Annotated in this window: 13 protein-coding genes; 3 read left to right on the top strand and 10 right to left on the bottom strand. The window is 75.8% G+C overall.

The annotated features are described in order from the left end of the window. Positions 1-218: 218 nt before the first annotated feature. On the bottom strand, positions 219-653 hold the full coding sequence (locus IE330_RS19210; protein WP_190137285.1) for a VOC family protein: 435 nt from the start codon (positions 651-653) through the stop codon (positions 219-221). 247 nt (positions 654-900) lie between these two features. Here IE330_RS19210 and IE330_RS19205 point away from each other — a divergent pair, with 247 nt between their 5' ends. Beyond that, positions 901-3,987: a bifunctional [glutamine synthetase] adenylyltransferase/[glutamine synthetase]-adenylyl-L-tyrosine phosphorylase gene (locus tag IE330_RS19205; RefSeq protein WP_190137284.1), complete on the top strand. Its 3,087-nt coding sequence runs from the start codon at positions 901-903 to the stop codon at positions 3,985-3,987. A gap of 93 nt (positions 3,988-4,080) precedes the next feature. Here IE330_RS19205 and IE330_RS19200 read toward each other — a convergent pair whose 3' ends face one another. The 3 genes from IE330_RS19200 to IE330_RS19190 form a co-directional block, all read right to left on the bottom strand. Further along, positions 4,081-4,941: a phosphatase PAP2 family protein gene (locus IE330_RS19200; protein WP_190137283.1), complete on the bottom strand. Its 861-nt coding sequence runs from the start codon at positions 4,939-4,941 to the stop codon at positions 4,081-4,083. A 75-nt stretch (positions 4,942-5,016) separates the two neighbouring features. Further along, on the bottom strand, positions 5,017-6,090 hold the full coding sequence (locus tag IE330_RS19195) for a LacI family DNA-binding transcriptional regulator (RefSeq protein ID WP_190137282.1): 1,074 nt from the start codon (positions 6,088-6,090) through the stop codon (positions 5,017-5,019). 25 nt (positions 6,091-6,115) lie between these two features. Beyond that, on the bottom strand, positions 6,116-7,804 hold the full coding sequence (locus IE330_RS19190; protein WP_190137281.1) for a glycoside hydrolase family 13 protein: 1,689 nt from the start codon (positions 7,802-7,804) through the stop codon (positions 6,116-6,118). A gap of 442 nt (positions 7,805-8,246) precedes the next feature. Here IE330_RS19190 and IE330_RS39045 point away from each other — a divergent pair, with 442 nt between their 5' ends. Further along, positions 8,247-10,157: a fused response regulator/phosphatase gene (locus IE330_RS39045; protein WP_229925769.1), complete on the top strand. Its 1,911-nt coding sequence runs from the start codon at positions 8,247-8,249 to the stop codon at positions 10,155-10,157. 25 nt (positions 10,158-10,182) lie between these two features. Here the strand turns inward: IE330_RS39045 and IE330_RS19175 are convergent, their stop codons facing one another. From IE330_RS19175 to IE330_RS19150, 6 genes are all read right to left on the bottom strand, one after another. Next, positions 10,183-10,890, bottom strand: coding sequence for a TetR/AcrR family transcriptional regulator (locus tag IE330_RS19175; RefSeq protein WP_190137280.1), 708 nt, complete (start codon positions 10,888-10,890; stop codon positions 10,183-10,185). A gap of 75 nt (positions 10,891-10,965) precedes the next feature. Further along, complete coding sequence (locus tag IE330_RS19170) at positions 10,966-12,066, bottom strand: PDR/VanB family oxidoreductase (protein ID WP_190137279.1); 1,101 nt, start codon at positions 12,064-12,066, stop codon at positions 10,966-10,968. Positions 12,067-12,068: 2 nt separating this feature from the next. Continuing rightward, positions 12,069-12,989 carry a metal-dependent hydrolase gene (locus IE330_RS19165; protein WP_190137278.1) on the bottom strand — a complete coding sequence of 307 codons (921 nt, stop codon included), beginning with the start codon at positions 12,987-12,989 and terminating at the stop codon, positions 12,069-12,071. Positions 12,990-13,107: 118 nt separating this feature from the next. Then, a complete protein-coding gene (locus IE330_RS19160; protein ID WP_229925768.1) occupies positions 13,108-15,075 on the bottom strand; it encodes an amino acid adenylation domain-containing protein in 1,968 nt (655 codons plus the stop codon). 168 nt (positions 15,076-15,243) lie between these two features. Beyond that, complete coding sequence (locus IE330_RS19155; RefSeq protein WP_190137277.1) at positions 15,244-15,741, bottom strand: tetratricopeptide repeat protein; 498 nt, start codon at positions 15,739-15,741, stop codon at positions 15,244-15,246. A 198-nt stretch (positions 15,742-15,939) separates the two neighbouring features. Continuing rightward, positions 15,940-19,065 (bottom strand): alpha-N-acetylglucosaminidase, encoded by a 3,126-nt coding sequence (locus tag IE330_RS19150; protein ID WP_190137276.1) that lies wholly within the window; start codon positions 19,063-19,065, stop codon positions 15,940-15,942. Positions 19,066-19,183: 118 nt separating this feature from the next. Here IE330_RS19150 and IE330_RS19145 point away from each other — a divergent pair, with 118 nt between their 5' ends. Then, on the top strand, positions 19,184-19,588 hold the full coding sequence (locus tag IE330_RS19145) for a hypothetical protein (protein ID WP_190137275.1): 405 nt from the start codon (positions 19,184-19,186) through the stop codon (positions 19,586-19,588). The last annotated feature ends 32 nt before the right edge of the window (positions 19,589-19,620 follow it).

Here is a 19,620-nt window from a genome sequence, read left to right as displayed (position 1 = left end):
CCGGGGCCGCGCCCGGGGCCGCGCCCGCGAGGGCCACCAGCCGTCACCAGCCCGGCCCGGCGCCGACGCGCAACCCTGGCGCCACTGTCCACGAGCCCGGCCCGGCGCCGACGCGCAACCCCGGCGTCAGTCCACCAGCGCGGCCCCGGCGCCGACGCGCAACGCCGCCCACCAGCGCGGCCCGGCTCCCGGGCCCCGGGAGCCGGGCCCGGCGTACCTCAGCGCTCCGACAGCGGCGCCGGAGCCTCCTGGAGCGCCCAGCCGTTGCCGTCCGGGTCCTTGAAGAAGCAGAACGTGCTCCACGGGGCCTCGCCGCGCCCCTCCGTCCAGCCCTCCGGGCCCAGGTGCCGCACGGGCGTGATGTCCACGCCCCGGCCGGACAGCTCCGCGTGCGCCGCCTCGATGTCGGTCACGCAGAGCTGGAGCCCCTGCAGCGAGCCGGGCTCCGCCCGCTCCTGGCCCGGCGCGGGCGGCATGCCCGCCGTCATCGCCAGCGAACAGCGCGACCCGGGCGGCGTGATCTGGATGACCCGCACGCCGGGCGCGACCTCGCCGTCCAGGTCCGCCTTGAAGCCACACTTGTTCTCGTAGAAGTCCTTGGCCCGGTCCAGGTCCGACACGGGCAACAGCACGACCTCGAGCGTCCACTCCATGGCTTGCTCCTCCTCGCTGCGCGGGTCCGGGCCCGAGCGGCCCCGACCGCTCACATCGTACGGACGTCTGTTCGAAAGGGGAGGGGGTTCGCGCCGCGTGCACGGGACATCCTTCTTCCGGACGCGTGCCGTCCCATGCTCCCGCCCCGGCGCGGGCCCCGCACGCGGGACGGCGGAACTCCCCGGACCGCGTGTCGGCGCCGCTCGGTAGGCTCTGGCCAGGAACAAGCGAGCGAAGGGCGCGGGCATGACGTTGCCGCAAGGGCGCAGGAGCAGCACGTTCACCCGGCTGCTGCGGCACGGTTTCACGGACCCCTCGGCCGCCGAGCGGCTGCTCGCCGCGCCCGGTCTCGACGCCGTCCGCACCGACCCGGTCCTCCTCGACGCGCTCGGCGCCACCGCCGACCCCGACCTGGCCCTGCTCGGCCTCGTCCGCCTCGTGGAGGCGCAGGCCCCCGACGACCAGGGCACCGACCGCCGCGAGCTGCTCGACACCCTCGTCAGCTCCAAGCCGCTGCGCGACCGGCTGCTCGGCGTCCTCGGCGCCTCCGAGGCGCTCGCCGACCACCTCGCCCGGCACCCGCACGACTGGCGCGCCCTGGTCACCTACGAGGCCGCCGACCTGCACCCGGGCGTCGAGGAGTTCGAGCGCGGCCTCGCCGGGGCCGCCGACCCCGACGCGCTGCGCGTGGCCTACCGCCGCTGCCTGCTGTCCATCGCCGCCCGCGACGTGTGCGGCACCACCGACGTCGCCCAGACCGCCGCCGAGCTGGCCGACCTCGCCACCGCGACGCTGCGCGCCGCGCTCGCCCTGGCCCGCGCCGCCGCGCCCGAGGACGCCGACCGGTGCCGCCTCGCGGTCATCGCGATGGGCAAGTGCGGCGGCCACGAGCTGAACTACGTCTCCGACGTGGACGTCATCTTCGTCGCGGAGCCCTCCGAGAGCGCGGCGGGCACCGACGAGGACAAGGCGCTGCGGGCCGCGACCCGGCTCGCCTCGCACCTGATGCGGATCTGCTCCGACACCACCGTCGAGGGCACCATCTGGCCCGTCGACGCCAACCTCCGCCCCGAGGGCCGCAACGGCCCGCTCGTGCGCACCCTGTCCTCGCACGTCGCCTACTACCAGCGCTGGGCCAAGACCTGGGAGTTCCAGGCGCTGCTCAAGGCCAGGCCCGTGGCCGGCGACGCCGAGCTCGGCGAGGAGTACTGCGCCGCCGTCGCCCCGCTGGTGTGGCAGGCCGCCGAGCGGGAGAACTTCGTCGCCGACGTGCAGCAGATGCGCCGCCGCGTGGTGGCCAACATCCCGGTGGGCGAGGTCGACCGCGAGCTCAAGCTCGGCCCCGGCGGCCTGCGCGACGTCGAATTCGCCGTCCAGCTCCTGCAGTTGGTGCACGGCCGCTCGGACCCCTCGCTCCGCAGCGGTACGACGCTGGACGCCCTGGCCGCGCTCGCCGCCGGCGGCTACGTCGGCCGCGTCGACGCCGCCCAGCTCGAGGACGCGTACCGCTTCCTGCGCTCCCTGGAGCACCGCATCCAGCTCCACCGGCTGCGCCGCACCCACCTGGTGCCGGAGCACGACGCCGACCTGCGCCGCATCGGCCGCTCCCTCGGTCTGCGCACCGATCCCATCACCGAGCTCGGCCGCGCCTGGAAGCGGCACACCTCCGTCGTCCGCCGCCTGCACGAGAAGCTCTTCTACCGCCCGCTGCTCGACGCCGTCGCCCAGTTGAGCCCGGGCGAGACCCGGCTGAGCACCGAGGCGGCCCGCGAACGGCTCGTCGCCCTCGGGTACGCCGACCCGGCCGCCGCCCTGCGCCACCTGGAGGCCCTCGCCTCCGGCGTCTCCCGCAAGGCCGCCATCCAGCGCACGCTGCTGCCGGTGCTGCTCGGCTGGTTCGCGGACTCCGCCGACCCCGACGCGGGCCTGCTCGGCTTCCGCAAGGTGTCCGACGCGCTCGGCAAGACCCCCTGGTACCTGCGCCTGCTGCGGGACGAGGGCGCGGCGGCGGAGAACCTCGCCCGCGTCCTTTCGGCCGGGCGCCTCGCCCCCGACCTGCTGCTCCGCGCCCCCGAGGCGGTCGCCCTGCTCGGCGACGAGCGCGGCCTCGAACCCCGTGGCCGCGCCGCCCTCGAACAGGAGGTGCTGGCCGCCGTGGGCCGCGCCGACGGGCCCGAACAGGCGGTGGCCGCGGCCCGCGGGGTGCGCCGCCGCGAGCTGTTCCGCACCGTCGCCGCCGACCTCATCGCCTCGTACGGCACCGAAGGCGGCACCACGGTCGGCACCGGAGGCGGCACCGCGACCGAGGCCGCCGACAGGGCCACGGCCGGCGCCGGGGTCGGCGCCGCGGGCGGGACCGCCGCCGGCGCCTTGGTGGACCGCGTCGGCACGGCCGTCTCCGACCTCACGGCCGCCACCCTCGCGGGTGCCCTGCGCGCCGTCGTCCGCGACGGCTGGGGCGACGAGCTGCCCACCCGGTTCGCCGTCATCGGCATGGGCCGCTTCGGCGGCCGCGAGCTCGGCTACGGCTCCGACGCCGACGTCCTGTTCGTGCACCAGCCGCGCGAGGGCGTCGACGAGCAGGAGGCGGCGAAGGCGGCCAACACCGTCGTCGCCGAGATGCGCCGCCTCCTCCAGCTCCCCACCGCCGACCCGCCGCTGCTCATCGACGCCGACCTGCGCCCCGAGGGCAAGAGCGGCCCCCTGGTGCGCACCCTCAAGTCGTACGCGGCCTACTACCGCCGCTGGTCCCTCGGCTGGGAGTCCCAGGCGCTGCTGCGCGCCGAGCCCGTCGCGGGCGACGCGGACCTGGGGGCCGCCTTCATCGAGCTGGCCGACCCGCTGCGCTACCCCGCCGAGGGCATCGGCGACGAGGCCGTGCGCGAGATCCGCCGCCTCAAGGCGCGCATGGAGACCGAGCGGCTGCCGCGCGGAGCCGACCCCACCCTGCACGCCAAGCTCGGCCGCGGCGGCCTCTCCGACGTCGAGTGGACCGTGCAGCTCCTCCAGCTCCGGCACGGCTGGGCCGAGCCCGGCCTGCGCACCACCCGCACCCGCGAGGCCCTCGCCGCGGCCTGCGCCGCCCGCCTCCTCCCGGCGGACGAGGCGCAGATCCTCGACGAGGCCTGGGTGCTCGCCACCCGGGTGCGCAACGCCGTGATGCTGGTGCGCGGGCGGGCCGGGGACACCTTCCCGTCCGACGGCCGGGAACTGGCGGCCGTCGGCCGTTACTTGGGGTACGAGTCCGGTCACGTCGGGGACATGCTGGAGGACTACCGCCGCACCACCCGCCGGGCCCGCGCGGTGGTGGAGGACCGCTTCTACGGCGCCTGACGCCCCAGGGCGGCGCCGAAGGGCCTACGGGCCCGGGGCAGCCGCAAGGGCGGTACCGCCCCGGGCCAGCCGCCCGACCGGGGCCAGGGCCCCTCAGCGCCTGGAGCGCGTCACCGCCACGGGTTCCACGTGCTGCGGCAGCGCGTACGGGAGCCGCCCGTACCAGAGCCGTACCACCGCGTAACCGAAGGCCAGGCAGATCATGCCGCCCACCGCGTCCAGCCAGAAGTGGTTCGCGGTGGCGACGATGACGACGAGCGTCGCCACCGGGTACAGCAGCCCGAGGACCTTCGCCCAGGGCACGGACGCCAGCGCGAAGATGGTCAGGCCGCACCACAGCGACCAGCCGATGTGCATCGACGGCATGGCGGCGTACTGGTTCGACATGTTCTTCAGGTCCCCCGAGGCCATCGAGCCCCAGGTGTTGTGCACGATCACCGTGTCGATGAAGTCCCCGCCGGGCACCAGCCGCGGCGGCGCCAGCGGATACAGGTAGTAACCGAGCAGAGCCACCGCCGTGGTCGCGAAGAGCACCAGGCGCGTGGCCGCGTACCGGCCGGGATGACGGCGGTACAGCCACACGAGGACACCCAGCGTGACGACGAAGTGCAGCGTCGCGTAGTAGTAGTTCATGCCCACGATCAGCCATGTCACCGAGTCCACGGCGTGGTTGACCGAGCGCTCCACGGCGATGCCGAGGGTCTGCTCCAGGTCCCAGAGCCAGTCCGCGTTGCGCAGCGCCGCCGTCTTCTGCTCCGGCACCGCGTTGCGGATCAGTGAGTACGTCCAGTAACTCACCGCGATCAACAGGATCTCGAACCACAGGCGCGGCCGCCGGGGCGTCCGCAGTCGGCGCAGGAGATTCCGCCCATTGCGGTCATCGGACTCGCCCGCGATGGGTGATGTGGTGGGCCGTCGGCGGCCTTCCAGTGTCGTCACAGTCATCTCACCCATGGGCAGAGAGTCTGCCAGATACCCGCCGCCCCTCAGATCATCCCCCCGACGGGTTCCGGGCGCACGCCCTACACCTCAGGGACGAGACGCTCCGGGCCGGTCCCCCAGGGGCCGCCCCGCGCCCGGCCCGCCGGGCGGGCACATGGCCGTTGAACCCCGTACGACCAGTTCCGGCAGGAAGACGAACTCGCTGTGCGGCGCGGGCGTCCCCGCGATCTCCTCCAGGAGGGTGCGCACGGCGGCCTGGCCCATCGCCGGGACGGGCTTGCGGATCGTGGTCAGGGGCGGGTCCGTGAAGGCGATGAGCACCGAGTCGTCGAAACCTACGACGGAGACGTCGTCCGGCACCTGCAGGCCCCGGTCCCGCACGGCCCGCACCGCGCCCAGCGCCATCATGTCGCTGGCGCAGACGACCGCCGTGCAGCCGCGGTCCAGGAGCGCGGACGCCGCGGCCTGACCGCCTTCGAGCGTGTACAGGGAGTGCTCGACGAGGTCCGCCTCGACGGCGTCCGGCGCCAGCGCGAAGCGCTCCCGCATGGTGCGCGTGAACCCCTCCATCTTGCGCTGCACCGGTACGAAGCGCCGCGGCCCGAGCGCCAGGCCGATGCGGGTGTGGCCGAGCGAGGAGAGATGGGTCACCGCGAGGCGCATGGCCGCGCGGTCGTCGGGCGAGATGAACGGGGCCCGCACGGCCGGGGAGAAGCCGTCCACGAGGACGAACGGCACGCCCTGGGCCCGCAGCCGCTCGTAGCGCGACGTGTCCGCCGTGGTGTCCGCGTGCAGCCCCGACACGAAGATGATGCCCGCGACGCCCCGGTCCACCAGCATCTCGGTGAGCTCGTCCTCGGTGGAGCCGCCGGGCGTCTGGGTGGCGAGGACCGGCGTATACCCCTGCCGGGTCAGGGCCTGCCCGATGACCTGGGCGAGCGCGGGGAATATCGGGTTCTCCAGCTCGGGCGTGATCAGGCCGACGAGGCCCGCGCTGCGCCGGCGCAGCCGTACGGGCCTCTCGTAGCCGAGGACGTCGAGCGCGGCGAGCACGGACTGGCGGGCGGCCGCAGCGACGCCCGGCTTGCCGTTCAGGACCCGGCTCACGGTCGCCTCGCTGACCCCCGCCTGGGCTGCGATGTCGGCCAGTCGCGCGGTCACAGCACGGGACTGTACCGGTCGGCCCTCACGCTGCCCACCAGACCGTCACGTCGGGCGGCAGCACGGCCGCGGACTCGCAGCCGCCCAACGGCGCACCGGGCGGGTGCGCGTGGGTGCTGCACAGGAGCAGCTCCCCGGGGACGGGCAGCGCCACCGGCCGGTCCGTGAGGTTCACGGTGACCACGAGGCAGCGGTCCGCCGCGCGCCTGCGGAAGGCGAGGACGCCCGGCGGGGTGTCCAGCCACTCCACGGACTCGCCCGCCCCCAGCGCCGGGTGCTCGCGGCGCAGCGCGAGCGCCGCCCGGTAGAGCTGGAGCGTGGAGTCCGGGTCGCGCTCCTGCGCCTCGACGGTGAGGTCCTTCCAGGCAGGCGGCTGCGGCAGCCAGCTCGGCCCGCCCTCGCGCGGGCCGAAGCCGAACGGCGGCTTCGTCCCCGACCAGGGCAGCGGCACCCGGCAGCCGTCGCGCCGGCCCTCCTGTCCGGGCCCGTCCTGCCCCGAGCCGCGGAAGAACGCCGGGTCCTGGCGCACCTCGTCGGGCAGGTCCGTGACCTCCGGCAGACCCAGCTCCTCGCCCTGGTACAGGTACGCGGAGCCGGGCAGCGCCAGCATCAGGAGCGTCGCCGCGCGGGCCCGGCGCAGCCCGCGCGCCGGGTCGCCGTCGGCGAAGCGGGTGGCGTGCCGCACCACGTCGTGGTTGGACAGGACCCAGGTCGCCGGGGCGCCGACGGCGTTCATGGCCGCCAGCGAGCGGTCGATGACGGCCCGCAGCGCGACGGCGTCCCAGCCGGTCGTCAGATAGGTGAAGTTGAAGGCCTGGTGCAGCTCGTCCGGGCGCAGGTACAGCGCGCTGCGCTCCACCGTCGGCGTCCACGCCTCGGCGACGGCGATGCGCTCGCCGTCGTAGGCGTCCAGGACGGCGCGCCAGTCGCGGTAGACCTCGTGCACGCCGTCCTGGTCGAAGTACGGAGTGGGGCGGACGCCGAGCAGCTTGACCTGCTCGCCGACGCCGACGTCCGGCAGGCCCGGCGCCTTGACCAGGCCGTGCGCCACGTCGACGCGGAAGCCGTCGACGCCGAGGTCGAGCCAGAACCGCAGGACGGAGCGGAACTCCTCGTGCACGGCGGGGTGGTCCCAGTTGAAGTCGGGCTGCTCGGGCGCGAAGAGGTGGAGGTACCACTCCCCGTCGGCCGTGCGCGTCCACGCCGGGCCGCCGAACACCGACTCCCAGTCGTTGGGCGGCAGTTCGCCGCGCGGACCCTTGCCGGGGCGGAAGTGGAACCGTTCCCGCAGCGGCGAGCCCGGTCCCTCCGCGAGGGCCCGGCGGAACCACGCGTGCCGGTCCGAGCAGTGGTTCGGCACGATGTCGACGATCACGCGCAGGCCGAGCCCGTGCGCGGTGCGCACCAGGTCGTCGGCGTCGGCGAGGGTGCCGAACACCGGGTCCACCGCGCGGTAGTCCGCGACGTCGTACCCGGCGTCGGCCTGCGGCGAGGCGTAGAACGGCGAGAGCCACACGGCGTCGACGCCGAGGCGTCTCAGATGGGGCAGGCGGGCGATGACGCCGCGCAGGTCGCCCATGCCGTCGCCGTTCGCGTCGGCGAAGCTGCGCGGATACACCTGGTAGATGACGGCGTCGCGCCACCAGCCGGTGCGCGCGGCGGCGTCGTGGTGCTCGGTCTCGTCGGCCGTGACGTCGGTGAGGTGCTGGGTCATGGAGTCCCTTGCCGGTACGGGTCGGCTGCGGTGCTCCCGGCGTCGTGCCCAGGGAGCCGGACACCCTGGAGAACGCCCGGCGGGAGGCGGAGGTCACGAGCGGGCCGGTGCGGCGGCGCACGGGGCGGGCGGACACGGAGCGTCTGCGCGGCGGACGGTACGGGAGCGCCGGATCCGACCCGTAGTGCCGGAACGCACCGGGAGACACGGGAAGACACCGAAAGGCACGGGAAGACACGGGAAGACACCGGGGAGGGGCGTGCGAAGGGCGGATTCTACCGAGAACCCGACCCGCGGCGGGCAGGGTTGCGCGAACGCCACCGGTGGGGGCGTACGGTTGCCGTGCGCTCCCCTCGACGGTGCCGGAACGCTAGCGTGGAGAGACGATCCGAGGGTGGGCCGGGTGGCCTGCTGCCGTCTGCCGCTCCTGGGGGATGTCCGCGTGGGCGTCATTCACACCGTCGAGGACCACGAGGAGGCCTGGGTGCGCACCACCACGGTCCTGGTGGTCGACGACGCGCCGGCCAGCCGGTACGCGCTGAGCGCCGTTCTCCGCCGCGTCGGCCACCACGTCATCCTCGCCGGCAGCGCGAGCGAGGCCCTGATCGCCCTCGACGTGGGCCTGCGCGCGGGGGAACTGCCGGACGTGGCGCTCATCGACGTCGGCCTGCCCGACATGAACGGCTTCGACCTGTGCCGCCGGATGAAGGACTCCCCGTCGACCGCGGCCGTGCCCGTCGTCCACTTCTCCGCCGTCGCCCACGGCTCGGTGCACCGCTGCCGCGGCCTCGACGCGGGCGGCGAGGCGTACTTGAGCGTGCCCGCCGAGCCGGAGGAGATCCAGGCGGTGGTGCGCGCCGCCGCCCGCGTCGCCCGCCGCCGCACCGCCGACCGGACCCGCGCCGGCCGGCTCACGCTCCTGGCCGAGGCCGTCCTCGACGTCCAGTCCGCGGGCTGCCCGCGCGAGCTGGCCGACACCGCGGCGGCACAGGCCGCCCGGGTCAGCGGGGCGCCCGCCGCGGCCTTCGTCCTCGGCGACGAGGGCGAGATGCACCGCGGCCTCTCCCGCCGCCGGGCCACCGCCGCCCTGCCGGACCAGGGCGCGCACGACGCCGTGGCCCGGCTGATGCGCAGCCTGATGTCGGGCAGGACCGGCGCCCACAGCACGGTGATCCCCGCCCCGGTGTGGCCCGAGGGCTTCTTCGGCCCGGGCACCCCGGGGCCGGGCCGCGACATCCCGGAGCAGGACCGCCGCCTGCCCGGGCCGGGCCGCGACGGCCTCGGCCCGGGCAACGGCTCCCGTACCGACGGCCACGACGCCGCCGAGGGCGCCCGGCGGGTGTGGGCCGTGCCCGAGCAGTCCCTGCGCGCGCCGTCCGGCGAGACGCTGCTCACGGCCTCGGGCGACGCGCTGCTCACACCCCCGCGCGAGGCCCTGCGCACACCCCCGGACACGTTGTCCGCCGGGCTGCGGCTCGCGCTGCCCGACGGCGCGCTGCTCGCCCTCGCCCGCACCCGCGACGACCACGCCCCGGTCTGCCTGGCGACCCCGGCCTACGCGCGCGAGCACGCCGACGACCTGGTGCGCCTGGCCCACGCGACCGCGCGCGTGGCCGAGCAACTGCTGATGTACGAGAAGGAGCGCCACGTCGCCCTCACGCTCCAGCGCAGCTTCCTGCCGAGCCGGCTGCCGCACCTGCCCGGCACGGAGGTCGTCGTGCGCTACGAACCCGCCTCCCGGCAGGCGGAGATCGGCGGCGACTTCTACGCGGCGCTGCCCACGCCCGCGGGCGCCCTCGTCGGCATCGGCGACGTCGCCGGGCACTCGCTCGACGCGGCCACGGTGATGGTGGAGCTGCGCCACGCGCTGCGCGCCTACTGCCTGGAGGACCCGGACCCCGGCGTGCTCACCGAGCGCCTCGACAGCATGCTCCAGCGCTACCACCCGGAGACCACGGCCACGATGTGCCTGACGCTCATCGACGCGGACTCGGGCCGCGCCCGGGTCGCCAACGCCGGTCACATCCCGCCGCTGCTCGTCCGCGACGGCGGCACGGCCGCGTACGTGGAGGCCGGCGGCCCGCTGCTCGGCCTCGGCCTGAAGCGGCCGGCGCCGGTGGAGGTCCCGCTCACGCCCGCGGACCGGCTTTTGATGGTCACCGACGGCCTGATCGAGACGCGCGGCACCGACCTCGCCGTGTCGATGGAGCACCTGCGCCTCGCCGCCGCCGAGGCGCCGCCCGGGGTGACGGACCTGTGCGACACGCTCTTCGCCTGCTTCGGCCGGGAGCGCGAGGACGACATCGCCCTGGTCGCCCTGCGCCTCACCGGCACGGGCCCGGACAGGCTCTGAGGCGGGCCGTGCGGAAGCCGGGCCCCTACGACGGCAGCGTCGCGGCCGGCGCGAGCGCGGCGAGCCGCGTCAGCAGGTCCGCGAACGGGCCGTCGGCCGGTTCGTTCGCCAGCAGGCCGGCGAGCAGGTCGGCCATCTCCGGGTCGTAGGCGGCGCTGACCGCGGCCAACGCCGCGAAGTCGTGCACGAGTTGGAGTTCAAGCTCGGCGCGCGGGACGCGGCGGCCGTCCAGCCAGATCAGCGCCGTGGACTCGGCGAGCGAGATCCACGAGCGGACCACCAGCTCCAGGCGCGGGGACGGGGCGCTGATGCCCAGGTGCGCGATGATCTGCTCGTACGCCGCCTGCCGCACCGAGTCGATGAGGGCGTTGGTCGTCGAGGAGCCGACGGCGGGCCCGCCGCGCATCAGCGCGGAGAAGCCGGGCCCGTGCTCGTCGACGAAGCCGAAGAACCGGCCCGTCACCCGCAGCAGGCGCGCCCCGAGCGGCCCCTCGTGCGGCTCCACGAACCGCTCGGCCAGCTCGTCGGCGGCCCGCCGCAGCGCCGCCTCGTACAGGCTGAGCTTGCCGGGGAAGTAGTGGTACACGAGCGGGCGCGAAATGCCGGCGGCCGTGGCTATCTCGTCGATGGAGACGTCCTCCGGCGAGCGGTGGCTGAACAGTTCGAGCGCGACCCCGATCAACTGCTGCCGCCGCTCCTCGACACCCATCCTGCGCCGCGTCCCGGTAGTCATGCGAACACAATACCGATCCGTTCCGGCCGTGAACGGACGCCCCGAACCGCCCGTTCACGCCCGCCCCGGTCACCGTCACAGGTCGAGGACGATCCGCTCCCCGCGCGCCCGCGACACGCACATCAGCATCGTGCCGCCGCGCTCCGCGTCGGTGAGCAGGTCGTCCCGGTGCTCGATCTCCCCCTCCAGGACGCGCTGTTGGCACGTGCCGCAGAAACCCTGCTCGCAGGAGTACGCCGTGCCCGGCAGCGCCGCGCGGACGGCGGCGAGCACCGTGGTGTCCGGGCCGACGGCCACCGTGCGTCCGCTACGCCGCAGTTCGACCTCGAAGGCGTGCCCGCCACCGGACGCGGCCCGGGGCGCGAACCGCTCCAGGTGCAGGGTGCAGGCGCCGGGCAGCGCCTCCGCGACGGCGTCCATGAGGCCCTCGGGCCCGCACACGTACACGGCCGTGCTCTCGCCCGCGGCGCCGGAGAGGAACCCGGCGACGTCCGGCCGTCCGGCCTCGTCCCCGGCGACCACGGCGACCCGCTCCGCGCCGAGCTCCTCCAGCTCGTCCAGGAACGGCATGGAGGCCCGGTCGCGCCCGCAGTACAGCAGCCGCCACGTGCCGCCGCGGGCCTCGACGGCCCGGACCATGGGCAGGATCGGGGTGATGCCGATGCCGCCCGCGACGAACACGTACGCCGGGGCGCCTGCGGTCAGCGGGAAGCGGTTGCGCGGCCCGCGGACCTCGACCTCGTGGCCCGGGCGCAGCACGTCGTGCACCTCGCGCGACCCGCCCCTGCCGCCCGCGTCGGCGCCGATGCGGCGGATGGCGACGGTGTACGAGGACGTGTCCGCGGGGTCGCCGCACAGGGAGTACTGCCGGACGAGCCCCGACGGCAGCACGAGGTCCAGGTGGGCGCCCGGCTCCCAGGCGGGCAGGTCCGGGCCCTCCAGGCGCAGTCGCACGACGCCCTCGGCGATCCGCTCGTGCCGGGCGACGCGCAGCCGCAGCGTCCGGCTGCGCGGCCGCCCCGAGACGGGTTCGTCCAGGGTGGGCAGCGGCCACAGCGTGGACGCCGCGACCCGGCGGCGGAGGGCGCGCCGGCTGCGCCCGGCGAGCAGGGCGGCCCCGGTGACCAGCAGGGCGGCCCGGGCGGTGTCCGACGGGAGGGCGCGCGGCGGGGCCATGGTCACACGGCTCCGTTCGCGCGGGCCTCGGCGGCGGTGGCGGCGGGGGACGAGGCGAGGTACGCGACGGCCTGCGCGGTGCTGCCCTCCCGCGAGGGGTGGTACGAGGGGCTCAGGTACCGGGGGATGGAACGGAGCATGGCCCCGGTGGTGGGCAGCGTGCCGGCGCGCCCGCTGCGGCGGAAGTCCCCGAAGGTGGCCCTGCGGGCCGTGCCGGTGAGCGTCGGGTCGTGTTCCAGGAAGAAGCGGGTGCCGCGCTGCCACAGGAACACCAGGGCGGTGAAGGCGGTGGCCCAGGTGCGGACGCGGCGCGGATAGCCGCCGTCCAGGTGCAGGAACAGGTCGAAGGCGACCGAGCGGTGCTCGACCTCCTCCGCGCCGTGCCAGCGCAGCAGGTCCAGCATGGTCGGGTCGGCGCCCCGCCGGTCCAGCTCCTGGGCGTTGAGCACCCAGTCGCCGAGGAAGGCCGTGTAGTGCTCGATCGCGGCGATGAGGGCGACGCGCTCAAGCAGCCACCACCGGCGCGCCCGCCCCGGCGGCAGCGTCCGGTCGCCGAGCAGCTTCTCGAAGAGCCAGTCGACCTGGGCGGTGTACGGGGTGGGGTCGAGGCCCTGCTCCCGCAGGTGCGGCAGGACCGCGTCGTGGGCCTGGGAGTGCATGGCCTCCTGGCCGATGAACCCGATGACGTCCGCGCGCAGCCGCTCGTCGCGGACCAGGGGCAGGGCCTGCTTGTACACGTGCACGAACCACCGCTCACCGGCGGGCAGGAGCAGGTGCAGGACGTTGATCGTGTGCGTGGTGAAGGGGTCGCCCGGCAGCCAGTGGAGGGGCGTGTCCGCCCAGGAGAAGGAGACGTCGCGGGCCTTGAGCGGTATGTGCTCGGAGGCGACGGGCCGGGGGAACCGGGCCTGCTTATGAGACATGGCGTCAATGTACGGCCGGGTAACCGCCGGGTACACCCCTCGGAACCCGCTTTTCCGCGCCCGCCCGCCCCCGGGGAGGGGCGGCCGGACGCGGTCCCGTGCGCGGCGGCCGAGCCGCTCAGTGCAGGGAGGTGAGCTGCGTGCCGTCGGCGAGCCTGCCGGTGAGGTGGAGGCGTTCGCCGCGCTCCGCGGGGAGCACGGCGGCGCTGCCGGGGACGGGGTCGCGGCCCGAGACCCGTACCGACGTCACGTCCTCGCTGCCCGCGGCCAGCACGTACCAGGCGCCGGTCCTGGCCTTCCACAGCACGCCCGCGAGCACCCGGGGCTCCCGCTCGCCGCAGGCGGGCACCCCCTCCGCCTTCGCGGCGACCGCGCCGGCCGCCGCGCCGGGGGTGACCACCTGGGCGAGCACCCGGCTCCCGGCGCCGCGCCAGGTCTCCGCCCGCGTGCACACCCAGCGCGCCTGCCCGCTGCCGTCGGGCAGGGGCTGGGCGGCGTACGGCCAGGCGTGCACGGCCCGTACGCCGTGCGAGCGCGCGGCGGCGAGCGAGCACGCGGTGCGCGTCCAGTCGGCGGCGGTGGCCGCGCGGGGCGCGTGCGGCCGGCCCGCGGTCAGCCGCGCGGGGACCAGCTCGCCGAGGTCGGTGGCGAGCCGTGTGGTGCCGTCCCGGTCGCGGAGCTGGAGCGCGTTCCAGGTACGGCAGTCGCGGGCCAGGGCGGGGCTCGCGAACGGCGCGGTGACGCCGTCGGCGCCGCGCTCCAGGCCGGTGGCCGCGGCGGACGGCGCCAGCAGGTCGCGGACGGCCGCCGCCCGCACCCAGGGCGCCGTCAGGTAGCGGACGTTGCCGTCGGAGCGGCCGAGGACGACGGCCCCGGCGTCGGCCGCGGTGGCGCCGTCGGTCCGGGCGAGGTCGAGCGCGGCGCCGCCGGTGCCCTCCTTCGGCTCGGCGTACCGCACGGCGCGCAGGCCGTCGTGGAGCAGCACCACCCGGGCCGCGTCCACCTCTCCGGCGAACAGGAGCTGCGCGGGGCCGGGCGGCGCCCCCGCGGGCGTGCCGGGCGTCGCCGAGACCCGCACGGACGGTCCTGGCCGTGCCCACACCGCGAGCGCGCGCCGCAACAGGGCGGTGTCGCCGGTGAGTTCGCCGCGCGCGGGCCAGGCGGTGAAGTCGGTGCGCGGGGACCGCTTCCAGGCGGTGGGCGCGACCCTCGTCAGCCTGGCGGGGTCGAGGGCGGCCTCGGCCGCGGGGTTCTTCGCGTACGGGGGCGCGGCGGCACCGTCCGGGCCCCAGCCGTCGCCGGGCATGGCGAGCAGCGCGCCGCACACCAGGGTGGCGACGGCGGCGACGGCCGCGGCCCGCAGGTGCTGCCTGCGCCGCACCAGGTCGGTGGGCCTGGCCTGGAGGGAGCACGGGTCGAACTCGGGTGACTCCAGGAGCGCGTACCGGGCCCCGACGCCGTCGGCCTCGGTCAGCGCGGCGTCCGGGTCCGCGGCCCCGGCGGCCGCGAGGACGCGGCGCACCTCGTCGTCCGGGAGGTGTTCGAGGCCGCGCAGGACGTACGCGGCCCGGGCGGGCCCGGTCAGCGCGGCGAGCCGCTGGTCCAGGGCGAGTTCGTCGGCTCCGCCCGAGCGCGGGAACAGCCTGAGGCCCCACACCTGGGGCAGCGCCGGCGGGAGCTGGGCTCGCTTGGGCCAGGCCCGGCGGCGCAGCGGCAGCCCGGCCTCCAGCGCGGCGCGCAGCACCTGGCCGCGCAGGTACGTGTAGCCGGGGCTCCCGGGCCTGCCCTGGGCCGTGCCGCGCTGGTCCGGTACGACCGCCGCCCGGGCGCGGCCGCGGGGCAGGGCCCGCTGCGCGAGGGCGTGCGCGGTCAGGACCCGGCGGCTGCGGCCGAGGCCGGGCGGCAGGACCAGGTAGGCGAGGCGGACCAGGCGCGGGTAGTGCTCGACGAGGGCGGCCTCGGCCTGCTCGACGTCGACGACGGCCGCGGCGGGGCCGGCCGGGCGCCCGGTCCGGTCGGCGCCCGGGGCGTCGCGCGGGGTCGGTGCGGAGGGCGGGGGTGGCGAGGTGGACTGGGATGACGGCACGTTCGGCAAAACGAGCGAATGCGCCGACGGTCACCCGGCGGGGCCCGGTGCCCTCGCAGGGGTGCCCCTCTTCCGGGACCAGGGGCTGCCGCCCCTGGGCGCCGCTCCATCGGCGCTTCGCGCCTTGTCCACAAACGCCGGACGGGCTGGATCCGTCCGTCCTCGTCGTCATCCGTCCGCTCTGAGGCGGCGGGCGTAGGCGGCCATCGAGCGCTGGTAGCGGGGCAGGTGCCGGGCGAGGGCGCCGACGGCGAGGCCGACGCCCTCGCGGGCGCGGCCGACGTCCGCCAGGCACAGGGCGAGGGTCGCCCGGACGGCGTCGTCCAACTCGTCGCTCGGTGCGTCCAGTTCGGGGGTGAGCAGGGCGATGCCCTCGTCGACGTGGCCGGTGTTGCGCAGGGAGCTGGCGAGCTGGATGACGGTACGGCGGCGCCGGTAGCCGCTGATGCCGCGCTCCAGGGCCTCCCGGTAGAGGGGGACGGCCTTGTCGGAGTGGCCGGTGGAGTCGTAGGCGCAGGCGCGTTCGAAGGGGGCGAGGGGGCTGTCGGGCGGGAGTTCGTCGGTCAGCTCGGCTATGCGGGCCCTGAACTCCTCGGCGCGGGCCTCGCCGTAGGCGTCGAATTCGGCCCAGGCGGTGGCGATGCGGTGTTCCCAGTCTTCGTTCATGGGGGCACTGTGGCACGGGGGGCCGCGCGGGGGCGCCCCAGGCCCGCCCCTTTCCCGAAACCAGCGGGCTTCGCCTCCTGGACCCCCGTTTTCCGGCGCTCCGCGCCTCGTCCTCAAGCGCCGGACGGGCTGGATCGTCCCCGTCTCGCCGTGGTCGTCCGCCCGCCCCGTACAGGGCGGGCGGGTAAGGGGGGCGCCTCAGGTGATGCGCCAGGCGCTGAACTCCGCTGTGCCGCGGGCCTCCGTGCCGCCGTTGGTGGCCGTCATGAACATCCCTGCGTCCTGGGTCGCGGTCACACCGGGGACGGGCACGGTGGCGACCGTGCGCCAGGTCGTCCCGTCGTCCGTGGACAGCTCGCCCGTGAAGGACGTGCCCGCCCGGGTGAGCCGCAGCAGCACCGGTGCCTTCACCCCGGTGAGGCGCCGGTAGGTGTCCAGGGTGCCGTCGCCGGTGGTGTCGTAGGAGAGGACCACCCCGTTCGCGGGGGTCACGGCCAGGTTGAGGAAGCCGGGGGAGCCGGGCGTGGACAGGGAGTTGCGGACGATGAGGCCCGCGCGGGCCCAGGGTCCCGTGGCCGCCTGGGAGTCGACGCGCACCGTGACGGAGACGCCGTCGCGCAGGGCCCCGAGCCGGTAGAGGGTGCCGAACTCGGCCGTGGCCCGCCACAGGTCCGCGCCGCCGCCGTGGATCGCGTACCGCCCGTCCAGCTCACCGAAGACGGCGTCGTTGGTGGTGTACGTGCGCCAGCCGGGGCCGATCGGCCCCGCCACGAAGAGGGTGCCCTCGTGCACGGCCCGGACGCGCTTCTCGCCCAGGGGGCCGTACCGCGCGGTGAGGGTGTAGGGCAGCGGGCGCAGGGGCCGGTCGAGCGGGGTGTCGGGGGCGGTGACGCGCCAGGCGACCGTGCCGGTGCCGCCCGGGGCCACGCCGGGCAGGGACGTCGGTCCTTCGGGCACGGCGTCGACGCCGGTCAGCGCGAAGTCGACGCGGCCGGTGGCGCGCAGCCCGTTGACGTTGCGGAAGCGGGCTTCGACGCGGGCGCTGCCGCCGGGCGGGAACGCGGGCGGCTCGGCGGTGACGTCCAGGGAGCCCTGGTAGGGCGCGCGGGCGAGGACGTCGCGGACGCGGTCGGCGGTGCGGTACGCGTCCGTGACCGGCCGCAGCGGATAGTCCTTGCGCTCGCGCGTCCACGGCTCCTCGAACGTGCCGAACCAGTCCACCGCCCGGGGCGGGCGCCCGGCCGCGAGCGCGTCGGCGAGCTCGTCCAGCCAGCGCTGCCAGCGGGGGGTGTAGAAGTCGCGCAGCAGGCCGTTCCACTCGCGGTTGCCGTAGTCGTGCAGCTTGCCGCCCTCCGAGGTGGGGCGGTCGCCCCACACCGTGATGAGGACCTTCGCGGTGCGCTCGAACTCGGCGCGCTCGGTGTCGTTCGTCGCGAGCCGCCGCGCGTCCTCGATCCAGGGGCCGAGCAGGAACGCCTCGTGGGCGCCCGTGACGTCGTCGGCGAGCCGCATCAGCCGCAGCCACAGCGTCGACAGGGCCCGGAAGGTGTCCTGGTCCTTGCGCTCGTACGCCGACCTGAGCTGGGGCAGGAGCTGGCGGCTGCGGTGGGCGAGGGCCTGGCGGGCCACGTCCACGAGGTCGTACCGGTACGCGGCGCTGCGGCGCAGCCCGGGCGCCACGCCGAGCAGCCCGGCGAGCGCGGCGTCGAAGCGGGCGGGGTCGTAGGTGAGGGCGCGCGGCGCGTACTCGGCGGCGCGGTTCGCGGACAGGTCGGGCCGGGCGGCGAACAGCGAGTCGTGCGGGTCGCTGCGCTCCAGCGCCGTGTGCCGGTACGCCGTGTCGCGCAGGGCGCGCCACGCGGCGCGGGCGGCCCGGTCGCGCCCGCCGTAGCGGAGGTCGGCGTAGGCGGGGAACCACGCCGCCCGGTCCAGGTCGTCGCGCCAGGCCAGTTCGGAGAACAGCTCGAAGGCGGCGGGGTCGCGGTCGGTGGCCTCCGGCAGGTACGCGGTGCCGGCGAGCGCGCTGCCGGGCTTGTCGCGCCAGGCGAAGAACTTCTCCTGCCACAGGTGCGTACGGGCGCCGATGGTGGTGCGCCCGCCGAAGTTGGGGATCGTGCCGAAGCAGTACGGCGTGGAGCCCCAGTCCTTCTCGCGGTCGGTGACGCTCGTGTACCGGTCGGAGACGCCGTCGACGATCAGCATCTTCGTCTTGTCGACGGCGTCGAGCAGCTCGGGCAGCGGGTTCTCCTGCCAGCCGAGGATCACCCAGATCCCGTCGGGGTGCGCGGCGCGCAGGGCCCGCTCCACACCGCGCGCGGCGTCCGGCACCGGCACGTCGCCCGCGGTGCCGCCCTCGTGCAGCAGGTCCATCTTGAAGTGCCCGGCCGCGCCGAACACCTCCCGCTGGTGGCGGTAGAAGGACGCGGCGACCCGGGCGAAGGCGTCCGTGCGCGGGTCGAGCCAGTCGGGGCGCTCGAAGCCGTGCCAGGTGCCCTGGGGTATGACCCGCGCGTCCCCGCCGTTGCGCTCGACGAAGCCGTCCGGGACGTGCCCGTAGTAGCCGGGCAGCACCGGCGCCATGCCCAGCTCGCGCAGCCGGTCCACGATCCGCCGCCCCAGCGCGGCGCGCCGGGCGATGAGCTCGGGCGAGAGCGGGCCGCCGTAGCCGGACAGGTTCTGCAGCAGCCACCACGGCTGGTGCGAGGGCGCGGGCAGCCAGGAGCGGGACTCGGCGTCGGTGTAGCGGAAGTCCTTCAGGAGGCGGTGGTAGACGTCCTCCATGCCCGCGATGACGAACACCTCGTTGCAGCCGTGCAGCGCCAGGATGTCGATCATGCGCTCCCAGTACGGCCAGTCCGCGTACGGCGCGGTGTAGCCGTCGTTGGTGTCGTTGAGCGCGAACCGGTGGGGGAGCGCGGTGGAGCGCGTCAGCGGGCGCGCGGGCGCGGGCAGCCGCCGGGGCAGGTCGAGCTGGTCGCCGTTCCAGGTGATGAGCGCGTCGCAGACGTACTTCAGGTACCAGTGCACACCCGTGAGCAGTACGGCCGGAGTGGTCCCGGTCACCTCGACGCGCCCCGGGGAGCCCGACACGCGGAAGCGGTCCCGGCCCTGGGTGGCCGGGACGAGTCTGAGCCGGAACTGGTCCGCGTGGTGCGGAAGTCGCCGATTGAGCACGGCGCGCGCCGCGTCCGTATCGAAGGCGGGGCCCCGTACGGGGTCGTCGGCCGCGCGGGCCGGGAGGGCGGGGCCGTAGGCGGCGCCCAGGCCGGTGAGGCCGAGGGCGCCGGCGGTGCCGAGTACCGAGCGTCGCGTTGGTCCGTCCATGTGTACCCCCTGCGTCACGTCGATGGCTGCGGCGCACGGTATCCGCGCGGTCAGCGGGGGCGGAACGGTACGAACGGACACGGCGCGTTCACATCGCCTGGCGGGACGGGAGTGACGGATGAGGAGCATGGTGTGGGCGGCGGGGGCGGTTTCGGCCACCGCGATCGGCCTGGTGATCGCCGCGGGTCTCGCGGCCGACGGCGACGCCCCCGGTGAGCGGGTCCCGCCGACGGCGACCGGCACCCTGGAGGAGCTGGCGGCGAAGGCCGAGTGCGCGCCCGCCGTGCAGACGGACGCGGAGGAGCTGCGGCAGGCCGACTGCCGCACCGGCGACGGCCGCTTCGTCCTCGCCACCTTCGCCACCGACCGCGGCGAACGCGACTGGCTCAACCAGGCCAAGGACTACGGCGGCACGTACCTGGTGGGCCGCAAATGGGTGGCGGTGGGCACCCCCCAGGTCCTCACAGCCCTCCGCACCCACCTGGGCGGAACCCTGGAACGCACCGAGCATCACCAGGGCTGACGCGTGAGCGCCCCGAAGGGGCGCGGGGAACT

The organism is Streptomyces longispororuber (assembly GCF_014656095.1).
Taxonomy (GTDB): domain Bacteria; phylum Actinomycetota; class Actinomycetes; order Streptomycetales; family Streptomycetaceae; genus Streptomyces; species Streptomyces longispororuber.
This window is presented reverse-complemented; position numbering and strand designations above follow the sequence as displayed.